The sequence below is a fragment of the Sorangium sp. So ce145 genome (assembly GCF_051525985.1).
GTDB classification, from domain to species: Bacteria; Myxococcota_A; Polyangia; order Polyangiales; family Polyangiaceae; genus Sorangium; species Sorangium cellulosum_B.
Genome location: NZ_CP150315.1, coordinates 11458845 through 11480884, shown reverse-complemented (window position 1 = coordinate 11480884; position 22040 = coordinate 11458845). Strand labels below are relative to the sequence as shown.

Below are 22040 nucleotides of genomic sequence, written 5' to 3'. Positions count from 1 at the left end.
TCCGGGCCTGGCAGCCGCCCCGCTCACCCCGCCGCGAGCAGCGGCAGGCTCTGGCGGCGCGGCGGCTCCGGCCGCTTGATCTTCTCGAACGCGCGCTCGTAATCCCGGAACGAGCCGCCCGCGTGCACGGCCTGCAGCACGGCGTGCCCCTCGGCCTCGCCGCCGGCGGCGAGCACCGCCTCGACCCACGCCCAGCGCGCGCTCGTGGCCCGCACGTCCGCGCGGCCCCGCAGCCCGCGGCGGAGCCGGTCGAGCCGCTTGTTCACGACGTCGATCCCGGCGAAGCGCGCGCCGTGGAGCGGCGTGTTGCGCTTCGGGCAGAACGGCGCGATCCCGAGCGCGACCGGCACGATCCGGGACAGCTCCGTGACGAAGGAGACGCACTCGTCGACGTCGGCGTCGGTCTCGCCGGGGACGCCGACCATCAGGTACAGCTTGAGCCGATTCATCCCGTGCTGCCGCGCGAGCTCCGCGGCCCGCTGGAGGTGCCTGGGCCGGGCGCGCCGCTCGAGCGTCTCGCGGACCCGCTCGCTCGTCCCGTCCATCGCCGTCGTGAGCGTCTTGTAGCCCGCGAGCCGCAGCGCGCCGACGAACTCGTCGGTCAGCCGGTCCGGCCGGAGGCTGCTCAGCCCGACCTCGCAGCCCCGCTCGGCGAGCGTCCGGACCACCTCGACGATCTTCGGGTGATCGCTGACCGCGGCGCCGACGAGGCCGACGCGCCTCGCGTCCTCGGGGATGAGCTCGAGGAGGCGCTCCTTCGGGACGATGCGCATGCCGCCGTTGGTCGAGCGGCGCATCACGCAGTAGGTGCACCCGCGCGAGCAGCCCCGCTCCGCCTCGATGAGGAACATGTTCGAGAGCTCGGTCTCCTCGGCGCGGATCGGCGACCAGGCGGGGAGGAGCGCGTTGTCGCACTGCGCGACCGGGGGCATCTCCGCGCCGTGGCGCGCGGGGACGAAGACGTGGGGGAGGGCCGCCAGCGCGTCGAGCGCCGCCTCCCGCGACGGGGCGTCCCGCAGCACACGGAGCGCCTCCACGGCCAGGGTGTCGGCCTCGCCCATGATGATCGCGTCGGCGAACACCGCGAGCGGCAGCGGGTTCGAGAACGTGAGCGGACCGCCCGCGAGGACGAACGGATCGCGAAAGGAGCGCTCCTCCCGGAGCGCCGGTATCCCTGCCAGCTCGAGCAGGCGGACGACCCCGGCGAGCTCGAGCTCGTAGGCCACCGAGAGCGCGATGACAGGGAAATCGGAGATGGGACGGAGCCCTTCGTACGTGATCGGGGGGCCGTCCGCGCCCTGGCCCTCGTCGTCCGGCAGGAAGGCCCGCTCGCACGCCATCCCGGGCTCGGCCTGGATGGTCTTGTAGATCTGGAGGAAGCCGAGCGAGCTCATTCCGGCCCGGTACGGCGAGGGGTAAGACAGCGCGACGCGGAAGGGCGCCTGCTTGTCGATACGACCGATCTCGCCCGCCAGGCGGCGGCGGATCGTGGTCGTCATCGCGCTTCGAGACATCGACCCAGCGTCCCTCAGGGGCCGTCCAGGCGCAAGGATGGGGAGGCCGGCTGACAGCCGCCCGGAGCGGCGATTTTTTCCAGCTCACGGCCCACCGTTCTCCGGGACGTGTCCGGCGGCGGTCCTCCGGTCGCGGGGAGCGGGGGCCGGGCGCGGCGGCTCGCCCGGGCGGGACCAGAGGACGCGCTCGCCGTCGGTCTCCCAGGTCAGGGCGCCGCCGCGGTCCGTGCGCGCGATCGCGACGCCGCCGGCCGAGAGGCGGGAGAGCACCTCCGGGCTCGGGTGCCCGAAGCGGTTGCGGACGCCGCAGGAGACGGCGGCGATCGAGGGGTCGACGGCCGCGAGGAGCGCCGCGCCGGTCGACGTCCGGCTGCCGTGGTGCCCCACCTTGAGCAGATCGGCGCGGAGCGCGGGGCCGTAGCGCGCCACGAGCGCGTCCTCGGCCTCGTGCTCCGCGTCGCCCACGAGCAGCGCGGATCGAGCCCCGTAGGTGATGCGCACGACGAACGAGTTGTCGTTGGCGCCCCGGTCGGGGTGGAGCTCCGGGCACGGCGCGAGCACCTCGATCGTCGCCCCCGAGAGGACCCGCGGCCTGCCGCAGAGCGCGTCGGGCCGCACGATGGGCACGCCGCGCCCGCGCAGGTCCGACAGGAGCTTCCGGTAGACCGGGCCCGCGCCCTCGGCCTCGCCCTGGCCGGTGTCCCAGAGCTCGCCGACCTCGACGCCCTCCACCGTGGCCGGCAGGCCGCCGAAGTGATCGGGGTGCGGGTGCGAGAGGACGACGGCGTCGAGGCGCGCGCGGCGGCGCGACCGCAGGAGCGGCCGGAGCACGCGCGCGCCCGTGTCGACCGGGCTGCCCACGAAGCCGCCCGCGTCGACGAGCATCGCGCCGCCCTCGGGCAGGTCGATCAGGATGGCGTCGCCCTGCCCCACGTCGAGGACGTTGACGCGCAGCACGCCGCGCGGCGCGCCTGCGCGCGTGGCGACGCCCTCGAGCAGCAGCCACGCGGCGGCGCCGGCGGCGAGCGCGGCGAGCCGGCGGCCGCGGCGCTCCGCGGCCCACGCGAGCGCGATGGCGGCGGCGAGCGCGGCCAGCTGGGCGGGCGACGGCTCGGGCAGGCGCAGCACCACGCCGGTCTCCGCCGAGGCGCGGGCCACGGCGCGGACGGCGAGTAGCGCGCCCGACCCGACGAGCGCACAGCCGCGCTCGACCGGCGGCGCCCACGAGAGCACGGCGTGCGCGAGGCAGAACGGGAGCGCCGCCAGCTCGCCGATCGGCGCGGCGACCACGTTCGCCGCCACGCCGAGCAGCGGGAACGTCTCGCCGTTCATGAGCAGCAGCGGCGCGCACCCGAACATGGCGGCGAGCGTCGTCGCCAGCGGCGCGAGGACCTTGCGCGCGAGCTCCCGCGGCCGCGACGCGCCCGGCCCGCCCTCGGCGCCGCCGTCGCCGCGCTTCCCCTCGCCGGGCACGAGCAGCGCGGCGAGCGGCCGCTGCAGCCAGAGCAGCCCGGCGGTGGCGGCCGCGGAGAGGCCGAACGAGAGATCCCACGCGACGAGCGGATCCACGGCGGCGGCGCCCGCGAGCGACAGGGCGAAGCAGCGGACGCCCACCGGACGGAGGCCGAGGAGGCGGGCGCCCATCGCGCAGCTGAGCATCGCCGCGGCGCGCATCGCCGAGCCGCCGCCGCCGGCGAAGTCGGCGTACAGCCACGCGGCCGGCACGCACAGCGCCGCGGTGATCCGGCCCGCGTCCCACCGGGCGGCGATCGGCCCGACGCGGACGAGGATCGCGCGGAGCGCCGCCGCGAAGCCCGCCACCGCGAGCACGAGGTGCGTCCCCGAGACCGCGAGCAGGTGCGCGAGGCCGCTCTCGCGGAACGCCTCCTGGTCCTCGGGCGCGAGGTCGGTCTCGCCGAGCACGAGCGCGCGCCCGAGCGCCACCGCGTCGGGGTGGAACGTCGCCTCGATGCGCCCGCGCACGAAGGCCCGCGCGCGATCGACGGCCGCGTTGAGGGAGCGCCCCTCCGACGTCCGCCGCGCCTCGACGATCGTCCCGCTCGCGACGATCCCGCTCCGCGCGATCGCGGCGGTCGCGTTCCGGAGCCCCTCGTTCCGGAACAGGTGGATCGGCGCGAGGTCCACGGTGACCTCGAGCCGGTCGCCCCGGGCGAGGTCCATCGGCGCGCCGTAGAGGCGCGCCCGGAGCGGCCCCTGCAGCGCTCGCCCGCCGCACGTCCCGCCGGAGAGCTCCACGTCGATGCGCGAGGCCGGCGGCTCGTCGTCCACGCCGCGCGCCCCGGCGGAGCGCCGCTGCGCCGCCCCGACGACGACCGGCGAGCCGACGACGGCGCACGCCACCTCGCAGCGCGCCGGCGGCTGCAGCAGCGCGAGGGCGCCATCGTAGGCGGCGCCCGCGCCGTCGAGCAGCGCGCGGGCGCGGAGGCCGCTCACGACGAGCGCCACCCCGGCGGCGGCGAGCGCGGCGCGGCCGGCCCGGCGGTGGAGCGCCGCCGCGGCGAGCGCGGCGCCGAGCGCCGTGGCCAGCGGAGAGAGGGCGAGCGGCGCGCCCGCGGCGAGCGCGAGGCCGAAGAGCAGGACGGGATCGATCACGGCCCCGCCGCCCCGCAACACCTGGGCCGCGCGCATTCCCGCGGAATTTCACGGGAGAGCGGCCGCCGCGCCCCTGGCGCCGCCATGGCGGCGCCGGGCGCGGCGGCGCGCCGGACGATCCTGCAAGAGCTCTCCACTGTGTGGGGGGAGCAACGCGCCGAGTCGGTCATCGCACGGTCATCGCACCCGCCGCGCGTGCACGAACGCGGCTTCGCCTCTAGAATCTTTTGCTCCTTGCGGCACCCCGCGGCGCGCAGACATTGCAGTATCTGGAGGCTTTCGATGTCGTTTTGCTTGCCCAGAGTCACCTGGATTCTCGCCCTGGGACTCGCTGCGACGGCGTGCAGCTCGGCCCTGGAGGCGCCTCCTGACGAGATCGGTGAGGCGCGGGATGCCATTCAGGACGGATATCTCGACGACGGCGACAGGGCTGTCGTGGGCATCTACAACGACGAGATCGGCGCGATCTGCACCGGCAGCCTGATCGCCCCGAACGTGGTGCTGACGGCCCGTCATTGCGTGTCGGACATGGCCAATGAGCTCGACGGCCAAATCACCTGTCGATCCACGAAGTTCACGGACACGCACCTCGCGCGCCGGATCTTCGTGACGACCGACGCGGAGATCGGCAGGTACGCGCGTTATTACGGCGGCAGCGAGGTCGTGCTGCTCCCCGGCGAGGGGACGGACGCGTTCTGCGGCAACGATCAGGCGATCCTGATCCTGGACGAGCCGATCCCGGAGAGCGAGGCGGTGCCGCTCGTGCCGCGCGTCGACGTGCCCCTCCTGGAGGGCGAGGAGTACTACGCGGTCGGCTTCGGGGCGACGAACGACGAGAGCGCGGGCGCGGGCCTGCGGCGGCGCCGCGACAGGCTGTTCATCGACTGCGTGGCTGACGGCTGCCCGTCGTCCCTGGTGAAGGCGACGGAGTGGGTCGGGGACACCGGCATCTGCGAGGGAGACTCGGGCGGACCCAGCCTCGATCTGATGCACCGCGTGATCGGCGTGACCTCGCGCGGGGCCGCGGGCTGCGAGTATCCGATCTACGGCTATGTGTACCGCTGGGCGGAATGGATTAAAGAGACGACCGTGCGCGCCGCCCGTGCCGGAGGATACAAGGAGCCGCCCTGGACGACCGGCTACCCCACCGATCCCGCGTATTCGGCGGAGGTCGGCGCGACGTGCGAGCAGCCGGAGCAGTGCCCCGCGAACGCGTGCCTCGACGGCACCTGCACGCGGCCCTGCAACGAGGCCGCGGCGTGCCCTGACGGCTACAGCTGCAACGGCGAGCCCGGCTTCTGCGCGAAGGTCCCCGAGCCGCCCGCGGACGACGCGTCGAGCGGGTCCTGCAGCGTGAGCGCGCGGCCTGATCCGACGCAGCCGGTCCCCTGGGTGCTCGGGGCGGCGAGCCTGGGCGCTCTCGCGAGCCTGCGGCGGCGGCGCAGCCGGGAGCGGCTTGGCTGACGAGCGGCGCTCCACCACGCGGAGCGCCGCCGGCGCTGCGCTCCTGCCGGGCGCGCCGGGCCGTGCGCTCTCGCGGCGAGCCGCGCTCGCCGGGCTCGCGGCGCTCGGGCTCGCGGCGTGCGGGCGCACCGCCCCGGCGCGCGCGGCGGGTGCGCGCGTCGTCTCCCTGTCGCCCAGCACCACCGAGGCGGTCTGCGCGATCGGCGCCGGCGCGGCGCTCGTCGGCCGGTCCCGCTACTGCGACCACCCGCCCGAGGTGCTCGGCCTGCCGAGCGTCGGCGGCTACGCCGACCCGAGCATCGAGGCGATCATCGCGCTCTCGCCGACCCTCGTCGTCGGCGCCCGCGGCCCCGCGGGGCCCGCGCTCGACGAGTCGCTGCGCGCGCACGGGATCGCGACGTGTTTCCCCGACACCGAGTCGCTCGCGCAGATCGAGGACATGCTCGCGGAGCTCGGGCGGCGGCTCGACGCGGCGCCGGGCGCGGAGCAGGCGATCGGCCGGATCCGCGCCCGGCGCCGCGCGGTCGAGCAGGCGGTCGCCGCAAGAGGCGCCCCGCGCGTCCGGGCCGCCCTGCTTTACGATACCTCGCCCCTCTTCGTCGCGGGCCCCGGCAGCTTTCCCGATGAGCTCATCCGTCTGGCCGGCGGCGAGAACGTGATCACCCGCGGCGGCGCCTACCCGTCGATCAGCGTCGAGCAGCTGCTCGTGGTGGATCCCGATGTCCTGCTCGACGGCACGTCCAGCGGCGGCGATATGCGGGGCGCCTCCAGGCTGGCGACGCTCCGGGACGCGCCCGGCTGGAGATCGCTGCGCGCCGTGCGCGAGGGGCGCCTGCGCCCGCTGAACACCGAGGTCGTGCTGCGCCCGGGCCCGCGCATCGGCGACGGCCTCGCCGCCGTGGCGCGGGCGCTCCACGGCGACGCGCTGGCGCTCTCCGACGGCGCGGTTGTCCCTCCCTCCCCCGGCGGCGCAGGCCTCGCGGCGCCCCTGCCCGGGACGGAGGCGCCATGACCCGCGTGCGCGCCGACGCCCTGCTCGTCGCCCGGAAGCTCGCCGGCTCGCGGACCGAGGCGCAGGCGCTGATCATGGCCGGCAAGGTCACCTCGGGGCCGCGCCGCATCGACAAGCCGGGCACGCTGCTCCCGGAGGACGCCGAGGTCCACGTCGCCTCCGGCCCCCGGTTCGTCTCGCGCGGCGGCGAGAAGCTCGAGCACGCGCTCGCGGCCTTCGCGGCGCACGGCCTCGACGTCGCCGGGAAGACGTGCGTCGACGTGGGCGCCTCGACCGGCGGCTTCACCGATTGCCTGCTCCAGCGCGGCGCGGCGCGGGTCTTCGCCGTCGACGTCGGCTACGGCCAGCTCGCCGCCAAGCTCCGCGCCGATGCGCGCGTCGAGGTGCGCGATCGGGTCAACGCCCGCGAGCTCCAGCGAGAGGACTTCGACGTCCCCATCGATCTCGTCGTCGTCGACGCGTCGTTCATCAGCATCTCCCGCCTCATCGACGCGATCGCCCGCCTGCTCCGCCCCTCGGGGGATCTCGTGGCGCTGATCAAGCCGCAGTTCGAGGCGGGCCGTGAGGCCGCCGCCCGCGGCCGCGGCGTCATCCGCGACGAGGCGACCCGCCTCGCGGCGATCGCCGACGGGCGCCAGGCCATCGAGGCCGCGGGCTTCTCGGTCGTCGGCCAGGTCGACAGCGCGGTGCGCGGGCCGAAGGGGAACGTCGAGCACTTCGTCCATGCGCGCCGCACCGGTTAGCCGCCGCGTTGATCAGCCGCCGCGTTGGCCAGCCGCCATGTGCACCCCGTTGACCAGCCGCCGCATCGGTTAGCCGCCATGCGCACCGCGTTGGCTGGCCGCGGCGCGCTACGCCGCGCGCCACGACGCCGGGCTCGGTCGCCGGAATCCGTGGAAAGTCGAACACTTAAGATGCTCCGCGCCGACCGCATCGCGGCCCGACGATGCTGACGTGCCGCGTAGACAATGGTAGACGCGGTGAGTACACGCGCTCTGAGCCGCTCCGTGGGCGGCCATGGCCACCGCGGGCGACCCCACGCGAGGCAGCCCGGCGACAGGGAGGACGACGACATGCTCGGACGACGGGGTTTGGTGAAGATGATCGCCGGGGCGCTCGCGCTCAGCGCGATGACGCTCGGTTGCGACAAGAAGAGCGAGGGTTCGGCCGGCAACGCGGCCGAGCACGCCAAGGACGACGCCGAGTGGAAGGTCGGCGCTTACTTCAGCCTCTCGGGCGAGGAGACGGCGTTCGGCGTCGACTCGAAGGAGGCTATCGATCTCGCGATCGACGAGATCAACAAGGCCGGTGGGGTCAAGGGCAAGCCGATCCACGTCCTCTACGAGGACAACAAGTCGAAGCCCGAGGAGGCGACCAACAAGGTCCTGCAGCTCATCGATCGGGATCACGTGCTGGCCCTCCTCGGCGAGGTCGCCTCGTCGCGGTCGCGCGCCGGCGGCATCGTCGCCAACAAGAAGAAGGTGCCGATGATCACGCCGTCGTCCACGAACCCGGACGTGACGAAGGTCGGCCCGTTCGTCTTCCGCGCCTGCTTCACGGACGACGTGCAGGGCCAGATGGGCGCGCAGTTCATCGTGAACACGCTCGGCAAGAAGAAGGTGGGGCTCTTCTTCGCCTCCGACGACCTCTACTCGTCGGGCCTCGCCAAGGAGTTCCGCGACGAGGTGAAGCGCCTAGGCGGCGAGATCGTCATGGAGAAGAGCTTCCTCAAGAAGGAGACCAACTTCACGACGTACATCAACGAGCTCAAATCGGCGAACCCCGAGATGATCTACGCGCCGATCTATTACACGAGCATGGCCCCGGTCGCGCGACAGGCCAAGGCCGCGGGCGTACCAGGGAGCATGTTCGTCGGCAGCGACGGGTGGGACGCGAACGAGCTCCTGCGCGACGCCGCCGAGGAGCTCGACGGCGCATACTTCACGAACCACTACGCGCCGGACGTCCCCTGGCCCAACTCGCAGGCCTTCGTGAAGAAGTACAAGGACCGGTACAACCGCACGCCGTCGAGCATCGCGGCCCAGGCCTACGACGCGGCCAGGCTGCTGGCCGACGCGATGGGCCGCGCGAAGGCGATGACGCCGGACGACATCCGGGCGGCCATCCAGGACACCAAGGGGTTCCAGGGCGCGACGGGCGTCATCAGCATCGATGCGGAGCGCAACGCGAACAAGCCGGTCGTGATCGTCCGGATCAAGGACAAGCAGTTTACTTACTACGCGACGGTCAACGAGAAGGCTGCGAAGTAATAGCGGTCGTTCCCGCGCGCTGGCTCGGACGTGAAGAGCGCGCGGAACGTGCGTTGAAGAGGTATCCATGGAGAAGATCGTGAATGCCCTGATCACGGGGCTCGCCCAGGGGTCGATGATCGCGCTCGTCGCCCTCGGCTACACGATGGTTTACGGCATCCTCAAGCTCATCAACTTCGCTCATAGCGAGATCTTCATGATGGGCGCCTTCGCCGGGCTCTTCGGTATCGCGGCGTTCGGCGGCGACAGCGCGCCGCTGTTCGCGGGCGTGGCCGGCACCCTCTGCGCGATGGCCTTCGCGGGCGTCCTCGGGGTCGTCGTGGAGAAGGTGGCTTACGCGCCGCTCCGCTCGCGGGGGCGGGGCCTCGCGAACACCCGGATCACGCCGCTGGTCACGGCGCTCGGGATGAGCGTGCTCCTCCAGAACCTGGCGCAGCTCCTCTTCACCGCCCGTTACCGCGGCTATCCGCAGCTCCTGCCGATCGAGCACACGCGGCAGGTGATCTTCGTCACCTCGATCCTCGTGATGATCGGCCTGGAGCTGCTCGTGCGGCGCACCTGGACGGGCAAGGCGATGCGCGCGCTCAGCGTGAACGTCGAGGCCGCCCGGCTGATGGGCGTCCGCACGAGCCGCATCATCGCGCTCACCTTCCTCACGGGCTCGATGCTCGCGGCGGTGGGCGCGGTGCTTTACTGCCTCGATCAGTCGCAGGTGTACCCCACGATGGGCGTCGTGATCGGCAACCGCGCGTTCGTGGCGGCGGTCATCGGCGGCATCGGCAACATCACGGGCGCCATGCTCGGGGGCATGTTGATCGGGATCATCGGAGAGATGACGAAGCTCACGCCCTACTCCGGCCTGCAGGACGTCCTTGTGTTCGCGGTGCTGATCGGGGTGCTCCTCGTGAAGCCGACGGGGCTGCTCGGCACGACCGGGACCGAGAAGGTGTAAGCCCGCCCTGGCCCGCGCCGCGCCTCCTTGCGGTATGCTCGGCGCATGCGACGCCTCGCTCTCGTCGTACCGCTCTCGCTGCTCGCGGCGTGCGCCGCGACGCCCCCCGCCAACTGGGTGCGCGGCGGCGCGCTGCTCGACATCCCCCGCGCGCGCTGGGCGCTCGCCGACCTCACGATCGACATCATGCCGGACGGCAAGATCCTCGTGAACGGCGAGCACCAGCTCAGCGTCGATCGCGGCGGGCGCGTGTTCGGCCTGGAGGCCGAGCCGGTGGCGCTGCTCGAGCCGGACGGCCGGGTCACGGGCCCGAACGACGATCCGCTGGGCCAGGTCGGCGTGCTGCACGCCTCGCTGCCGCGCCAGGCGAACGCCTGGATCACGGTCGCCGAGGGCGGCGCGGTGATCCGCTACGCCGAGGACGGCGAGCGGGAGCCGCTCGGCACCTGGATGGGGTGCGAGGCGACGGCACGGGCGCACCAGGCCTGCACGCTCGTCACGCACCTGCTGGGAATGCGCATGGACAAGCTGGCGCGGCCGCGCGCGCCGGACGCGCTGCAGATGGGGCTCGGGAACGGGCTCGGGCTCGGGACGGGGTCGCTGTTTCCTTAGAGGCGGCGCGCCTACTTCAGCAGCCAGCCGAACAGCATCCGCTTCGTCGTGTCGCGGGAGACGGCCGCGAGCGAGTCGACGAGCGGGATCTCCTTCGGGCACACCTCGACGCAGTTCTGCGACTTGCCGCAATCGGTGATCCCCCCCTCGCTCATCACCGACTCGAGGCGCTCGCCCTCGTGCATCGCCCCCGAAGGGTGCATGTTGTAGAGCCGCACCAGGTTGATGGCGAAGGCGCCGACGAACTTCGTCCCGTCATTGTACTGCGGGCACGCCTCGACACAGCAGCCGCACGTCATGCAGCGGGAGAGCGGATATCGCTCCTGCTGCCGCTCCGGCGACTCGCGCGGGCCCGGGCCGAGCTCGTGCGTGCCGTCGATGTCAATCCACGCCCGCACGCGCTTCATGTCCTCGAACATCCGGCTCCGGTCGACGAGCAGGTCGCGCACGAGCGGGAACTTGGACATCGGCTCCAGCGTGATCACCTCGCCCTTCGGCGCGAGCTGGTCGATGAGCGCCGAGCAGGCCTGTCGGACCCGACCGTTGATCACCATCGTGCACGAGCCGCACACCTCCTCCAGACACACCGCCTCCCAGACGACAGGAGCCACCTCCTTGCCGTCCACGGTCCGCGGGTCCTTCTGGATCTGCTGCAGCGCGCTGATCACGTTCATCTGCGGCAGGTAGGGGACCTTGAACTCCTCCCAGCGCCGCGACTCCGTCCGATCCGCGGTGTCCTGCCGCCGCACGCGCAGGTGCACAAGCCGGCCCTCGCCCTTCGGCTGCGCCGGCGCCGCCGCCCCGTTCGCCTCGTCTCCGCTCGCCTTGGCCATCCTACACGCTCTTCTGCGACAGCTTCCCTGTCGCTTGCGCGCTCGCCGCGCCCGCCTGCTCGTACTTGCGCTCCCGCGGCGTCACGAGCGACGTGTCCACCGCGTCCGTCACGTGGATCGACTGGCCGGCGCACGCGTAGTCGAACTCGCGGACGAACCTCACCGCGCCCTTCTCCTCGTGGCGCGCCAGCGTCGTGCGCATCCACGCGGCGTCGTTCCGCGCCGGGAACTCCGGCTTGTAGTGCGCCCCGCGCGACTCGTCGCGGTTCCTCGCCCCCTGCGCGATGACCCGCGCGAGCACCAGCATGTTCTCGAGGTGGCGCACGAACTGCGCCCCCTGGTTCACCCGCGGGGCCGTGTCCGTGCACTTGATCCGCCCCGCCCGCTCCTCGAGCTCGCCGAGCTTCTCGAGCACCCGGTCGAGCGTGGCGTTGTCGCGCTCGATCGTGCAGTCGCGCAGCATCGTCTCGCCGAGCTCCTGGTGCAGCCGGTACGCGTTCTCCGGCTGCTTCGCGTCCTGGTTCTGCGTCAGGATGCGCTGGTAGCTCGACTCCGCGCGCTTCTCGGCCTTGTCGAAGATCGAGCGCGGCAGGTCGAGCGCGCTCCGCTTGATGCTCCGCTGATAGGTCGCCACCGCCGGCCCGCACACCATGCCGGCGTAGATGCACGAGAGCAGCGAGTTGGCGCCGAGCCGGTTGGCCCCGTGGTACTGGTAGTCCACCTCGCCCACCGCGTAGAGGCCCGGGATGCTCGTCGCGTGGTTGCGCGGCGACCCGGCCTTGAGCGAGCCCCGCGCGTCCGCCTCGTAGTCGACCCACAGGCCGCCCATCAAATAATGGACCGCCGGGAAGACCTTCATCGGGTTCTTGTACGGGTCGGTGCCCGCGAACTTCTCGTAGATCTCGAGGATGCCCGCGAGCTTCGACCGGAGGAACTTCTCGTCCTTGTGGGTCAGGTCGAGGTAGACCTCGTTCTCGTTCCGGCCCGTCGCGGCGTTCCAGATGCCGCGCCCCTCGTGGAAGCACGTCTTGAAGATCGCGCGCGCGGCGATGTCGCGGGGGACGAGGTTGCCGTAGCCGGGGTACATCCGCTCGAGGAGGTAGTCGCGCTCCTTCTCGGGGATGTCCCGCGGGCTCCGCGCGTCGGTCTTGTCCTTCGGCACCCAGACGCGGCCGCCCTCGCCGCGCGCGCTCTCCGAGATGAGCCGCAGCTTGTCGGCGCCCGGGATCGCCGTCGGGTGCACCTGGATGAACTCGCCGTTCGCGTACACCGCGCCCTGCTGGTAGACCGCCGACGCCGCCGTCCCCGTGCAGATGACGCTCAGCGTGGAGCGGCCGAAGACGATGCCGCAGCCGCCCGTCGCGAGCACGACCGCGTCGCCCGTGAACGCGCGGATCTGCATCGATTTCAGGTCCTGCGCGACGCAGCCCACGCACGTGCCGGAGTCGTCGAGGATCGCCTCGATGAAGTCCCAGAACTCGAACTTCCGGACCATCTTCTCGCCCGGGATCGCCACGCCGTGCTCGTCGGTCACGTCGGCGAGCTCGAACCGCCGCACCTGCTCGTCGAGCGCGTAGAGCAGCTGCTGCCCCGTCGTCGCGCCGGCGAACGCCGTGCGGTGGTAGAGCGTGCCGCCGAAGCGGCGGAAGTCGAGCAGGCCCTCGGGCGTCCGGTTGAACGGCACGCCCATGCGATCGAGCATGTTCACGATGCCCGGCGCGGCCTCGGCCATGCCCTTGACGGGCGGCTGGTTCGCGAGGAAATCGCCGCCGTAGGCCGTCTCCTCGAGGTGCACCTGGGGGCTGTCGCCCTCGCCCTTCGTGTTCACCGAGGCGTTGATGCCGCCCTGCGCGCACGCCGAGTGCGAGCGCTTCACCGGCACGAGGGAGATCAGGTCGACAGGGACCTTCGCCTCGCACAGCTTGATCACCGTCATCAGGCCGGCGAGCCCGCCCCCGACGACGATCACGCGCCGAACCTTCCCCCCCTCGCTCCTCGTCGTGCTCTTCGCGGCCATGTTCGATCCCGATGCTCCCGCGCCGCTCCCCGGAAGGGCGCGGCCGATACGATGGTCAGTGCGAGGCCGGCGCGCCCACGCCGGCGCCGGCGCCGCCGCCCACAGACGCGCGCGCGGGGACGGTGGAACCGGTCGAGGTCGACGCGATGTCCGCGCAGGTGCGGCCCCCCTCGGCCGCCGGGCCCGGCGTCCCGGGGAACGGCGCGCCGGTGGCGAAATAGATCACCGTGTTGGCGCCGAACAGGAAGACCACGAGGCCCACCGCGCCGAAGACCACCGCGGCCATCCGCTGCGCCCGGCGCGACACGGTGATCCCCCACGAGAAGCAGAAGCCCCAGAGGCCGTTGGCGAAGTGGAACACGCTCGCCGCGATGCCGAAGAGGTAGACGAGCGCGATCACCGGGACGCCGCCGACGGTCGACGCCATGTCGGCGCACAGCCGCGGGTAGAACTCTTCGGGCGCCATCCGGCCCAGCCACTTCTGCGCCCAGTACGACCAGAGGTGGAAGCCGATGAACGCGAAGGCGAGCACCCCCGTGACCCGCTGCAGCGTGTACATCCAGTTGCGCGAGAACGTGTAGCTGCCGACGTTCGGCTTGCCCTCGAGCACCAGCTTGACCCCGTAGAGGGCGTGGAACGCGAGCGGCAGCACGACGAGCCCGATCTCGAGCACGGGCAGGTACGGCATGTGCGAGATCTCGGCGACGGCCGCGTCGAATCGCTCCTGCCCCTGGAGCGCCTTCGCGTTCGTCCAGAAATGGAAGAGCAGGAAACCGCCCACGGGGAGGGCGCCGGTGAGAGAATGCAGCTTGCGCAGGAGAAAGGACCGGCGGCTCTCGTGAAAGAGCGATCTCGCGGGGGTTGCCTCGGACACGCTGACCTCGATGGAAGGCGGGCGCGGCGGGTGTATGGGATGCCCCGGGTGACGTCAAGGTGAACGCAGTCAACAGTTCCGGCCGGTTTTCGGCTGCCTTTGGCGCGTCGAGCGGCGGCGCGGCATCTCGCCCGCGCCGCGGCGCCGCCGGGCAACGTCGGCCACGTCACGCCCGCGTGGCCGCGATCGCGGCCGCGGCCCTGCTCGCGCTCGCCGCCGCGACCGCCGGCGCCGGCTGCGGCGCGCAGGACGGCGGAGCGCCGCAGGTGAGCCCGGCGCTGGCCGGGTCGCCCGCGGCCCAGGCCGAGCTGCGCCCCCTCCTCTCGCGCTTCGCGAACGGCGCGCGCGCGGAGCGCGTCGCGCTCGAGCCGGAGCTCCTCGCCTTCCGGGGGCGCCACGCCTCCGACGACCTCGCGCGCGTCGCGACCGTCCACCTCGCGTGGATCGCCCTGGAGCGCGGGGACCTGCGCCGCGCCGAGGCGCTCGCGGCCGAGGTCGAGGCGGCGGGGCGGAGCGCGGTCGGAGATCTCGCGCGCGTGATCCGCGGCGCGGCGCTCCGGCGAGCCGGCAAGCCGAGGCCCGCCTTCGGGGTGCTGCGCCCGCTGGTGAGCAAGATGGTCGACGCGTACGTGCGCGCGCTCCTCAACGAGGAGGTCACCGCCGCCGCGATGGAGGCGGGCGCGTGGACGCAGGCGATCGAGCTGATGAGCGTCTGGCTGCGCGAGGCCGACGACGACCGGCGCGCCGCCGTCCGGGCGCAGATCGGGGCGCAGCTGCGCGAGGTGCCGATCGATCACCTCGTCCGGGCGCTCCGCGACGGGCGGGCGACCGGCGAGGTCGTGAGCCCGGAGGTCGACCTGCGCTCGCTGGTCGCCGAGCGCCTCGCGATCGTCGCCCGCGAGCGCCGCGACGTGGCGCTCGCGAAGGAGCTGCTCGATCGGGCCGACGCGGCGCTCGGCACCCAGCGCGACGCGATCTTCGAGCTCGCGGCCGGCGCGGGGGCCGCGCGCGTCGAGCCGCCCACGGTCGGCCTGCTGCTGTCGACGCGCACGGCCGCGTCGCGCCGCCGGGGCGTCGAGATCGCCACCGGCGTGGCGCACGGGCTCGGGCTGCTCCGGCCGGGCTCGGACGCGCGGCTCGTGAGCCGCGACGACGGCGGCGAGGGCAGCGTGGACGAGGCGCTGAGCAGCCTCACCGCCGAGGGCGCCGCGGTGCTCATCGCCGGCTCCGATCGGGAGCAGGCGACCGAGGCGGCGAAGTTCGCGCGGACGCACGCGATCCCGGTGCTGCTCGTCCACCCGCCGGAGCCGGCGGCGCTGGACGGCGCGTTCGTCTTCGTCGTGGGCGAGGAGCCCGCGAGGAGCATCGAGGTGCTCGCCGCCGCGCTCGCGGAGCGGGGCGCGAAGCCGGTGGCGCTCGTGGGCGGCGATGCCGATGTCCAGAAGGACGCGGCCCCCGCGACGGCGGGCGCCGCCGGGGCCGCGACGGCGGGCGCTACCGGGGCCGCGCCGGCGGGCGCCGCGGGGGCCGCGGGCGCCGCGGGGGCCGCGCCGCTGGCCGAGCATGGCATCGCGCTCGCGCTCCCCTGCGACGGGACCTTCGACGCGCGCGCTCTCCGGCCCCCGGCCATCCGCGGGGTGGTCCTCGCGGGCGACGCGCGCTGCGCGGACCAGGCGCTCCGCGCCGCTCCCCGCTCGGTGACGATCGCGCTCGCCTTCGAGGCGGCCGTCGCGCCGCCGCCGGGATCGCTCGTCGCGACGGCGGGAATCTTCCCGCTCCTCGCGGCGCCCTCCGGCGCGCTGCCTCCGCAGGGCGCGGGCGATCCCAGGGCGACGCCTGCCTCGGGCGCGGCGGCCGCGCTCGCGGCGTGGCTCGCGACCCATCCGTCGCCGCCGAGCTTCTGGGCGGCGCTCGGGCGCGACGCCGGCGTGCTCGCCTGGGCCGGCGTGCAGCGGCTGCCGAAGACGGGCACCGAGGACCCTGCGGAGGTGAAGGCGCGGCGCCTCGCCGCGGCGAGCGCCATGAGCACCGCGACGGCGGAGCTCTGGACGACGGCGGCGGGCGGCTTCGGCGGGCGGCGCGTGCTGCCGCGGGTGATCGGCTACCGCGAGAGCGGGAAAGCGCGATGAGCGGGGCGAAAGCGCGGTGAACGACGCGGTGAACGACGCGGCTCACGCGGCCGGCGCCGTGTCGGCGCGGGGAACGACGCGCGAGGCCGCGCGTGGAGACCGTGCCGGCGCGTCGCCCCGGGGCTGCTCCGGGCTGCCGGCGGGCGTAGCATGGCGCCGCATGATCCGCCGAGCCCTCTCCTGTGCCGCCGCCGCCGCGCTCCTGGCGATCGCCCCTGCCGCGCTCGCCGATCGGGTGGCGTTGCTCCCCACGCGCGGCGGCACCGACGAGGCCGCCCGGAGCGCCGCCCAGGCCGAGGTCGCGCGCGGGCTCGCCGCCCTCGGCCACGCCACGGCGCCGGACGGCGCCGTCGCTGCCGCGCTCAAGGACGTCGCCGACGGCGTCGCCGACAGCGCGGACGAGTACCGCGCGGTGGGCGCGCGGACGGGCGCGGACTGGGTCCTGACCGGCACCGTCGATCCCGCGGTCACGACCACCCGGATCGAGCTCACCGCGTACCTCGCCTCGACGGGCCGGGTCGAGTCGGTCGCCAGGGAGGTCGACCGGGGTCGATCGGCCCAGCAGACGCAGGAGATGCTGGCGGTCCTGCTCCGCCCGGAGGGCATCGGCGCCGGCGAGCTTCCCTGGGAGCGCGCCGCGCGCTCCGCTCCGGCGAGCGCGCCCCCGCCTCCGTCCGCGGGAGGGGCGATCGTGCTGCCCCCGGTGCCGGCGCCGCCGCCCGCGCCGCCCGCGAAGGAGGTGCTGATGGCGTATCCCCTCGGGCCGGAGCGCGTCTGGCCGGCGTACTCGGGCGGGCGCCGGGTCGCCCTGTCCGCGTCGCTCGGGCTGGCCGTCGCGGCGGCGCGCCTCCCGGGCGCGAGCGGCAGCGCGGCCTCGCTGGTCGGGGAGGCGCGCGTGGCCTATGCGCCCGGCGACCGCGGGCTCGAGCTGTTCGCCGGCGGCGGCGGCAACCTGGCCGGCCCCTTCGCCGGCTGGATCGAGGGCGGCGCGCGCCTGCTGCTGACGCCCAGCCTGACGCCGCACGACGGGGCCTGGCGCGCGTTCCCGCTCCACCTCGGCCCGTCGCTCCGCGCGGGCGCGTTCTTCAGGTCCGCCCCCGGCGCCGTGGGCCCCGATCTCACGCCGTACCATGGCGATCTCGAGGTCCACCCGGTGCTCGGGGCGTCGCTCGACGTCGCGCTCGCGCTGAGCCCCTCGGTGCAGCTCGAGGCCCAGCTCGGCAACCTCCGGTGGGTTCCCACGGGGGGCGGCTCCCTGTTGCTGGTCGGCGCGACGCTCGGCGCCGGGGCCCGGTTCTGACCCATGCGCATCGAGCTGCCGAGCCGCCGCAGCACCATCCGCCTCGCGCGCGGGCTGGCCGCGCGCCTCGCGGGCGGCGATCTGGTCGTCCTCGCCGGCGATCTCGGCGCCGGCAAGACGTTCTTCGCCCGCGCCCTCTGCCGGGCGCTCGGCGTCCCGCCGGAGCTCCCGATCACCAGCCCGACGTTCACGCTGGTCCACGAGCACGAGGGCCGGGTCCCCATCGCGCACGCCGACGCCTACCGCCTCGGGGGCGCGTCCTCCGCGGACGGCGCGCGCGACGGCGCGGCCGCGGAGCTCGCCCAGCTCGGGCTGCGCGAGCGCCGCGCGGAGGGCGCGCTCGTCGTTGTGGAGTGGGGCGAGCCGTTCGTGGAGGCGCTCGGGGGCGACGCGCTCCTGATCCACCTCGCCGCCCCCGAGGACCCGGCCGCGCCCGGCCGCGCCGCCGAGATCAGGGCGACCGGCGCGCGGAGCGGCGAGGTGCTCGCCGCGCTGGAGAGAGATCTGCTCTCGTAAGCTCGGCTCATCGTGGCGGTGTGGCCACAGGCAAGCGGTTCGGTGGAGGTGCTGCCGCATGGGCCCGATGCGCCTCGGCGCATCGGCGATCCTCATCTGCCGCTTCAGCCGAGCTGCCGGAGCTTCTTTTCCAGATAGTAGGCGGCTGCTTGGCAGTAGGGCGGCAAGAGGCCGGCTGCATCTGGAGTCGTCGAAAGCTCCAGCAGCGCCTTCACGCGCGCGGCCCTCGGCGCTTTCCTCTGAAATTCGGACCGGAGGACGTCGATCGCGGTCCTCCGGTTTCGTTGATGGCGGGCGATGTTGAGGTTCAAACGCTCGATCTGCGCCTCAGCGCTGGCGCGCATCGTGGGCTCCAGACCGTGCGCGGCGCGCATCTCCCCCTGGTTTGTATACGAAAACATCGAGCTGACGTCGGGCGGAAACGCCGCCGGGTTCAGCTCGATCCGCTGCTCCTCCCTCGGGAGATGTCCGCGGTAAGTGTCGCAGTGATAGCGGTCGCGGTGATGTCCTCCGCCATCGCTGATGCCCACGTCGCCCAGGCAGACCCCGAGGAGGTTGTCCCAGTCGAAGACCAGCTCCGGCGACAGCGCGCGCGTCTCGAAATGCTCGATCTTCATGCCCTCGGCGCTGGGCGGTCCCGGCAGCCTGGACATGCAGTACGCGCAAAGCCCGTGCTGCTCCTTGAACGCGTGCTCCCGCATCTGCTGCCGCTGCGCCCCGTGCACCGAGCTCCAGGCCGCGCCCGGCGTGCCCCGGAGGTCCGCCAGGCAAGCAGGCTCGCGGTCCTTCTCAATCCGACGCATCGCCGGTCTCCGCCATGGCGAGCTCCCATCGCGCGGCGACGATCTGAGCGTCGTCCTCGCCGAGGAAGCCCGACAGCTCCGCCAGCAGCGCCTTCGCCTCCACGAGCTGGCCGTCGTCGATCAACCGCGCCAGCATGTCGAGCTTCTCCCGTGTCTCCTTCAAGCGTGAAGGAGCGCCGAGGATGTCCTCCAGGACGGTGTTGGAGTCCTTGCCCGCGATCCTCTCGACCCGGTGCGCCTGGTGATCCGGGTCGAGGAGACGCACCGAGCCGCGCGGGGCAGCGGACATCACCTGAGGCGAGTGCGTCGTCACGACGAACTGGAGGCCCGGGAACGCGCGAAGGAGATCGTCCAGCACGCGCCATTGCCACGCGGGGTGGAGGTGGAGGTCCACCTCGTCGATGAGCACGACGCCCGCCGCCCGCGCCGGAGCCTCGGCCCCGAAGGATGGGTTGAGCTGCGTCGCACGCCACGCGATGTCTGCCGCCACCGCGATGAGGTTCCGCTGGCCGTCGGAGAGGGCGCCGAACGGGAGGGAGGAGCCATCGACGAAGTCGACGCGCAGCTCCTGGTGGTTGGCGCTGTAATAGATCCGACGAGCGCCCTCGAGGCAGGCGCAGGCCGCCGCGCTCACCCCCTCCAGCTCGGGGCTCCGCACCTCGGTGAGCGGGCGCCCCTCCTCCGCGGCGCGAGCGAGGCGCTGGACGCGATCCTCCTCACGCCAGGCCATCCAGGCCTCGAACCCCTTCTGGTCGGACGCGGCCTCGAGGGCAGCCCGGTAGCCTTGCAGCCTCGACTTCAAGCCCGCCCTCTCGGGGTTCCTGTCCCGCTTGTGGTGCCACAGCCGACCTGTTCCGTAGTAGGCGAGCACCGGGAGCGCGATGGGCTCGGCGCCCGATATCGCATCGTCGATGCCACGAGGCATGAACCGGGTCGCCTCCAGCGGACCTTCCCGACCGGACTTGGTGACGCCCGTCGTCGTGCGGCTGTCTGCGCCGCGAAGCTCCCTCGCCCACGCCACGTGGCCCAGCGGGGTTTCACCGCTCGCTTCGACGCGCACCGGGTAGCACGTCGCCATGCTCGGGACGCCACCGTGCATCGTGGTAACGAAGCGCGCCGCCGACTTCGGGATCGGGCGGTCATCCCGGCTCGCGTTGAAGAAGCTCAACCACGCGCCCAGCGCCACTGCCAGCCCTTCGAGCACGGTCGTCTTGCCCGTCCCGTTGCGGCCGACGAGCACCGTGAGCCGCGGCTCCAGATGCAGCGCGAACCGCTCGAAGGCGCGGAAGTTGATCAGCCGGATCTCGTCGATTCGCATCGAGGCTCGATGGGTGATACGCGCTGGAAACCTGGGGAGCTAGCGGTTTTCGCCAGGATCGCCGGGTCCGCCGGCCGCCGTCTTGGGCAGGTTGAGCGCCGAGAGGATCGCGTCCTCCCGCGCCTCTTGCCGGTGCCATGCCTCCACCATGGCGCAGCCAGGTGCCACCGCATGGTGCGAAGGCACCACCGCAGCGCAGCCCTCTACCCCGTGTGGCCTCCCGGAGTCGCCGCCGCGGGCACCTCCCCGACGCCCCCATTTGCCACCGCGAGGGCCCCTCAGGCCGGGCGTCCGCTCGCCGGGCGGCCTTCCCCGGCCGTACGCCGGCGCGAAGCGCGCGCCGCAGCGCGGGCGAGCGGGCGCGCGGGGTCGTCGCGAGCCGGGCCCCGTGCGCGGCGGCGTTGCGTGGTACAAGAGCGCACCGTGAAGGAAGGCGCTGAGACCAGCCGCAGCGAGCTGCTCGACAGGGCGCTGGAGCCGGTCCTCGCGTTCCTCGACAACATCGGCAACATCGTCACGCTCACCTTCCAGACGATCGTCTGGCTCGTGCGCCCGCCGTTCCGCCCCGCCCAGTTCCTCGCGGCGATGGACTTCATGGGCGCGCAGTCGGTCTTCATCGTCGGCCTGACCGGCGTCTTCAGCGGCATGGTCGTCACGCTGCAGACGTCCTACGCGCTGCGCGCGTTCAGCGCCGAGGGCCGCGTCGGCGGCCTCGTCGCGGTCTCGCTGGCCCGCGAGCTCGCGCCGGTCTTCTCCGCGATCATGGTCACCGCCCGCGCCGGCAGCGCGATGGCCGCGGAGCTCGGCAACATGCGCGTCACCGAGCAGATCGACGCGATCGCGACGATGGGCGTGAGCCCCGTGCAGTACCTGCTCTCGCCCCGGCTCTTCGCCGCGACGGTGATGCTGCCGCTGCTCTGCATCCTGTACACGAGCGTCGGCATGTGCGGCTCGTACCTCGTCGCCGTGCTCTGGCTCGGCGGCGACGAGGGCGCGTTCTTCCAGAGCATCCGCGACTTCGCCCTCCCCAAGGACATCTCCATGGGGCTCATCAAGGCGTGCGTCTTCGGCTTCATCGTCTCGTCGATCTCGTGCCGCCACGGCTTCTACGCCTCGGGCGGCGCGCGCGGCGTCGGCGTCGCCACCACGCGCGCGGTCGTCGAGAGCTGCGTCACCGTGCTCGTCACGAACTACATCCTGACGCAGCTCTTGCTCGACATGTGAGCCGCGACGGCGGACCGTCGGCTCCCTGATGCCCAGGGGCCGCCTCTCATCGCGCGCTCAGCGAGCGTTGCGCCTGGTACTTCACCACGGTCGAGAGGAAGGACGGTGAGAGATCAAGACGAGGCGCGGCCGCCTGCTTCAACACCTTGTTGGGTGGCTACCGTCGATACGCTGCGACGGCGCTGGAAGGCGATGACGCGCCGCGATGGCGTCAGCAAGGTATTGCTGTTGCTCAGGGGATAATGGCTGATTGCGTTTCACGCGCGTCCAGATCTCGTCCTCGAGCCAGAACCGATAGAGAAAGGGCTCAAGACTTTGGGCACACCAGAAGTACTGCCGCGGATCCAGCGCCGACTGTTCGTCGTCGCCGCCATCGAGCCATTGGTCGGACGCAAGGATACAATGATCGCCGCTGGGGGTCATGTAGAGGTACCAGAAGGCGCAACCCTGGGAATCATTCAAGAACCGCAGCATCCCACCGCGTGACGAGGAAGGGTCCCTTACCACGCTCATCGAGAACCCGAGGAAGCAGCCAGTGATGCTGGGGACCCGCTCGTAGATGGCAGGCGTCGCAACGAATCGCATGAAC

18 protein-coding genes are annotated in these 22040 nt (G+C 73.1%); 10 read left to right on the top strand and 8 right to left on the bottom strand.

The features are described 5' to 3' along the window. Positions 1-23 precede the first annotated feature (23 nt). Both WMF34_RS42655 and WMF34_RS42650 read right to left on the bottom strand, forming a co-directional pair. Positions 24-1514 (bottom strand): B12-binding domain-containing radical SAM protein, encoded by a 1491-nt coding sequence (locus WMF34_RS42655; protein ID WP_012240926.1) that lies wholly within the window; start codon positions 1512-1514, stop codon positions 24-26. Positions 1515-1598: 84 nt separating this feature from the next. Further along, on the bottom strand, positions 1599-4163 hold the full coding sequence (locus WMF34_RS42650; protein WP_437991397.1) for a DNA internalization-related competence protein ComEC/Rec2: 2565 nt from the start codon (positions 4161-4163) through the stop codon (positions 1599-1601). Positions 4164-4421: 258 nt separating this feature from the next. Between WMF34_RS42650 and WMF34_RS42645 the strand changes: the two genes are divergently transcribed. The 6 genes from WMF34_RS42645 to WMF34_RS42620 all read left to right on the top strand — a co-directional run bounded on the left by WMF34_RS42645 (position 4422) and on the right by WMF34_RS42620 (position 10437). Further along, positions 4422-5591 carry a trypsin-like serine peptidase gene (locus WMF34_RS42645; protein WP_437991396.1) on the top strand — a complete coding sequence of 390 codons (1170 nt, stop codon included), beginning with the start codon at positions 4422-4424 and terminating at the stop codon, positions 5589-5591. After that, positions 5584-6603 (top strand): ABC transporter substrate-binding protein, encoded by a 1020-nt coding sequence (locus WMF34_RS42640; protein WP_437991395.1) that lies wholly within the window; start codon positions 5584-5586, stop codon positions 6601-6603. Before WMF34_RS42645 ends, WMF34_RS42640 begins: the two co-directional genes overlap by 8 nt. Further along, complete coding sequence (locus WMF34_RS42635; protein ID WP_437742573.1) at positions 6600-7346, top strand: TlyA family RNA methyltransferase; 747 nt, start codon at positions 6600-6602, stop codon at positions 7344-7346. The genes WMF34_RS42640 and WMF34_RS42635 overlap by 4 nt, the downstream gene beginning before the upstream one ends. Positions 7347-7676: 330 nt before the next feature. Next, complete coding sequence (locus WMF34_RS42630) at positions 7677-8873, top strand: ABC transporter substrate-binding protein (RefSeq protein ID WP_012240921.1); 1197 nt, start codon at positions 7677-7679, stop codon at positions 8871-8873. Positions 8874-8940: 67 nt separating this feature from the next. After that, positions 8941-9825, top strand: a complete 885-nt coding sequence (locus WMF34_RS42625; RefSeq protein WP_012240920.1) for a branched-chain amino acid ABC transporter permease — start codon at positions 8941-8943, stop codon at positions 9823-9825. A gap of 45 nt (positions 9826-9870) precedes the next feature. Beyond that, the gene (locus tag WMF34_RS42620) at positions 9871-10437 is read left to right on the top strand and encodes a hypothetical protein (protein WP_012240919.1); all 567 of its coding nucleotides are present in this window, start codon (positions 9871-9873) and stop codon (positions 10435-10437) included. A gap of 11 nt (positions 10438-10448) precedes the next feature. On the opposite strand, the gene sdhB is transcribed toward WMF34_RS42620, so the two are convergent. The 3 genes from sdhB to WMF34_RS42605 are packed head-to-tail and all read right to left on the bottom strand — an operon-like array spanning position 10449 to position 14161. Further along, complete coding sequence (gene sdhB, locus WMF34_RS42615; RefSeq protein WP_012240918.1) at positions 10449-11270, bottom strand: succinate dehydrogenase iron-sulfur subunit; 822 nt, start codon at positions 11268-11270, stop codon at positions 10449-10451. 1 nt (position 11271) lies between these two features. Continuing rightward, positions 11272-13287 (bottom strand): succinate dehydrogenase flavoprotein subunit, encoded by a 2016-nt coding sequence (gene sdhA, locus WMF34_RS42610; protein WP_437991394.1) that lies wholly within the window; start codon positions 13285-13287, stop codon positions 11272-11274. 55 nt (positions 13288-13342) lie between these two features. Next, positions 13343-14161: a succinate dehydrogenase gene (locus WMF34_RS42605; RefSeq protein ID WP_012240916.1), complete on the bottom strand. Its 819-nt coding sequence runs from the start codon at positions 14159-14161 to the stop codon at positions 13343-13345. 176 nt (positions 14162-14337) lie between these two features. On the opposite strand from WMF34_RS42605, the gene WMF34_RS42600 reads away from it, so the two are divergent. The 3 genes from WMF34_RS42600 (at position 14338) to tsaE (ending at position 18106) form a co-directional block, all read left to right on the top strand. After that, positions 14338-16290, top strand: coding sequence for a hypothetical protein (locus WMF34_RS42600; protein WP_437991393.1), 1953 nt, complete (start codon positions 14338-14340; stop codon positions 16288-16290). A gap of 160 nt (positions 16291-16450) precedes the next feature. Next, the gene (locus WMF34_RS42595; protein ID WP_437991392.1) at positions 16451-17590 is read left to right on the top strand and encodes a hypothetical protein; all 1140 of its coding nucleotides are present in this window, start codon (positions 16451-16453) and stop codon (positions 17588-17590) included. Between the two features lie 3 nt (positions 17591-17593). Next, positions 17594-18106, top strand: a complete 513-nt coding sequence (gene tsaE, locus WMF34_RS42590; protein WP_437991391.1) for a tRNA (adenosine(37)-N6)-threonylcarbamoyltransferase complex ATPase subunit type 1 TsaE — start codon at positions 17594-17596, stop codon at positions 18104-18106. A 104-nt stretch (positions 18107-18210) separates the two neighbouring features. Here tsaE and WMF34_RS42585 read toward each other — a convergent pair whose 3' ends face one another. Together WMF34_RS42585 and WMF34_RS42580 are read right to left on the bottom strand one after the other, a co-directional pair. Then, complete coding sequence (locus WMF34_RS42585) at positions 18211-18909, bottom strand: retron system putative HNH endonuclease (protein ID WP_012240912.1); 699 nt, start codon at positions 18907-18909, stop codon at positions 18211-18213. Continuing rightward, positions 18896-20227 (bottom strand): AAA family ATPase, encoded by a 1332-nt coding sequence (locus WMF34_RS42580; protein ID WP_437991390.1) that lies wholly within the window; start codon positions 20225-20227, stop codon positions 18896-18898. The genes WMF34_RS42585 and WMF34_RS42580 overlap by 14 nt, the downstream gene beginning before the upstream one ends. A 423-nt stretch (positions 20228-20650) precedes the next feature. Here WMF34_RS42580 and WMF34_RS42575 point away from each other — a divergent pair, with 423 nt between their 5' ends. Continuing rightward, positions 20651-21451, top strand: coding sequence for an MlaE family ABC transporter permease (locus WMF34_RS42575; RefSeq protein WP_012240910.1), 801 nt, complete (start codon positions 20651-20653; stop codon positions 21449-21451). 138 nt (positions 21452-21589) lie between these two features. Here the strand turns inward: WMF34_RS42575 and WMF34_RS42570 are convergent, their stop codons facing one another. Continuing rightward, complete coding sequence (locus tag WMF34_RS42570) at positions 21590-22036, bottom strand: hypothetical protein (protein ID WP_437991389.1); 447 nt, start codon at positions 22034-22036, stop codon at positions 21590-21592. Positions 22037-22040 lie beyond the last annotated feature (4 nt).

What these genes read in the sequence shown, in the direction of transcription:
- WMF34_RS42655 (WP_012240926.1), bottom strand. Translation starts at nt 1,514, where the DNA reads ATGTCTCGAAGCGCGATGACGACCACGATCCGCCGCCGCCTGGCGGGC.
- WMF34_RS42650 (WP_437991397.1), bottom strand. Translation starts at nt 4,163, where the DNA reads ATGCGCGCGGCCCAGGTGTTGCGGGGCGGCGGGGCCGTGATCGATCCC.
- WMF34_RS42635 (WP_437742573.1), top strand. Translation starts at nt 6,600, where the DNA reads ATGACCCGCGTGCGCGCCGACGCCCTGCTCGTCGCCCGGAAGCTCGCC.
- WMF34_RS42630 (WP_012240921.1), top strand. Translation starts at nt 7,677, where the DNA reads ATGCTCGGACGACGGGGTTTGGTGAAGATGATCGCCGGGGCGCTCGCG.
- WMF34_RS42625 (WP_012240920.1), top strand. Translation starts at nt 8,941, where the DNA reads ATGGAGAAGATCGTGAATGCCCTGATCACGGGGCTCGCCCAGGGGTCG.
- WMF34_RS42620 (WP_012240919.1), top strand. Translation starts at nt 9,871, where the DNA reads ATGCGACGCCTCGCTCTCGTCGTACCGCTCTCGCTGCTCGCGGCGTGC.
- sdhB (WP_012240918.1), bottom strand. Translation starts at nt 11,270, where the DNA reads ATGGCCAAGGCGAGCGGAGACGAGGCGAACGGGGCGGCGGCGCCGGCG.
- sdhA (WP_437991394.1), bottom strand. Translation starts at nt 13,287, where the DNA reads ATGGCCGCGAAGAGCACGACGAGGAGCGAGGGGGGGAAGGTTCGGCGC.
- WMF34_RS42595 (WP_437991392.1), top strand. Translation starts at nt 16,451, where the DNA reads ATGATCCGCCGAGCCCTCTCCTGTGCCGCCGCCGCCGCGCTCCTGGCG.
- tsaE (WP_437991391.1), top strand. Translation starts at nt 17,594, where the DNA reads ATGCGCATCGAGCTGCCGAGCCGCCGCAGCACCATCCGCCTCGCGCGC.
- WMF34_RS42585 (WP_012240912.1), bottom strand. Translation starts at nt 18,909, where the DNA reads ATGCGTCGGATTGAGAAGGACCGCGAGCCTGCTTGCCTGGCGGACCTC.
- WMF34_RS42580 (WP_437991390.1), bottom strand. Translation starts at nt 20,227, where the DNA reads ATGCGAATCGACGAGATCCGGCTGATCAACTTCCGCGCCTTCGAGCGG.
- WMF34_RS42570 (WP_437991389.1), bottom strand. Translation starts at nt 22,036, where the DNA reads ATGCGATTCGTTGCGACGCCTGCCATCTACGAGCGGGTCCCCAGCATC.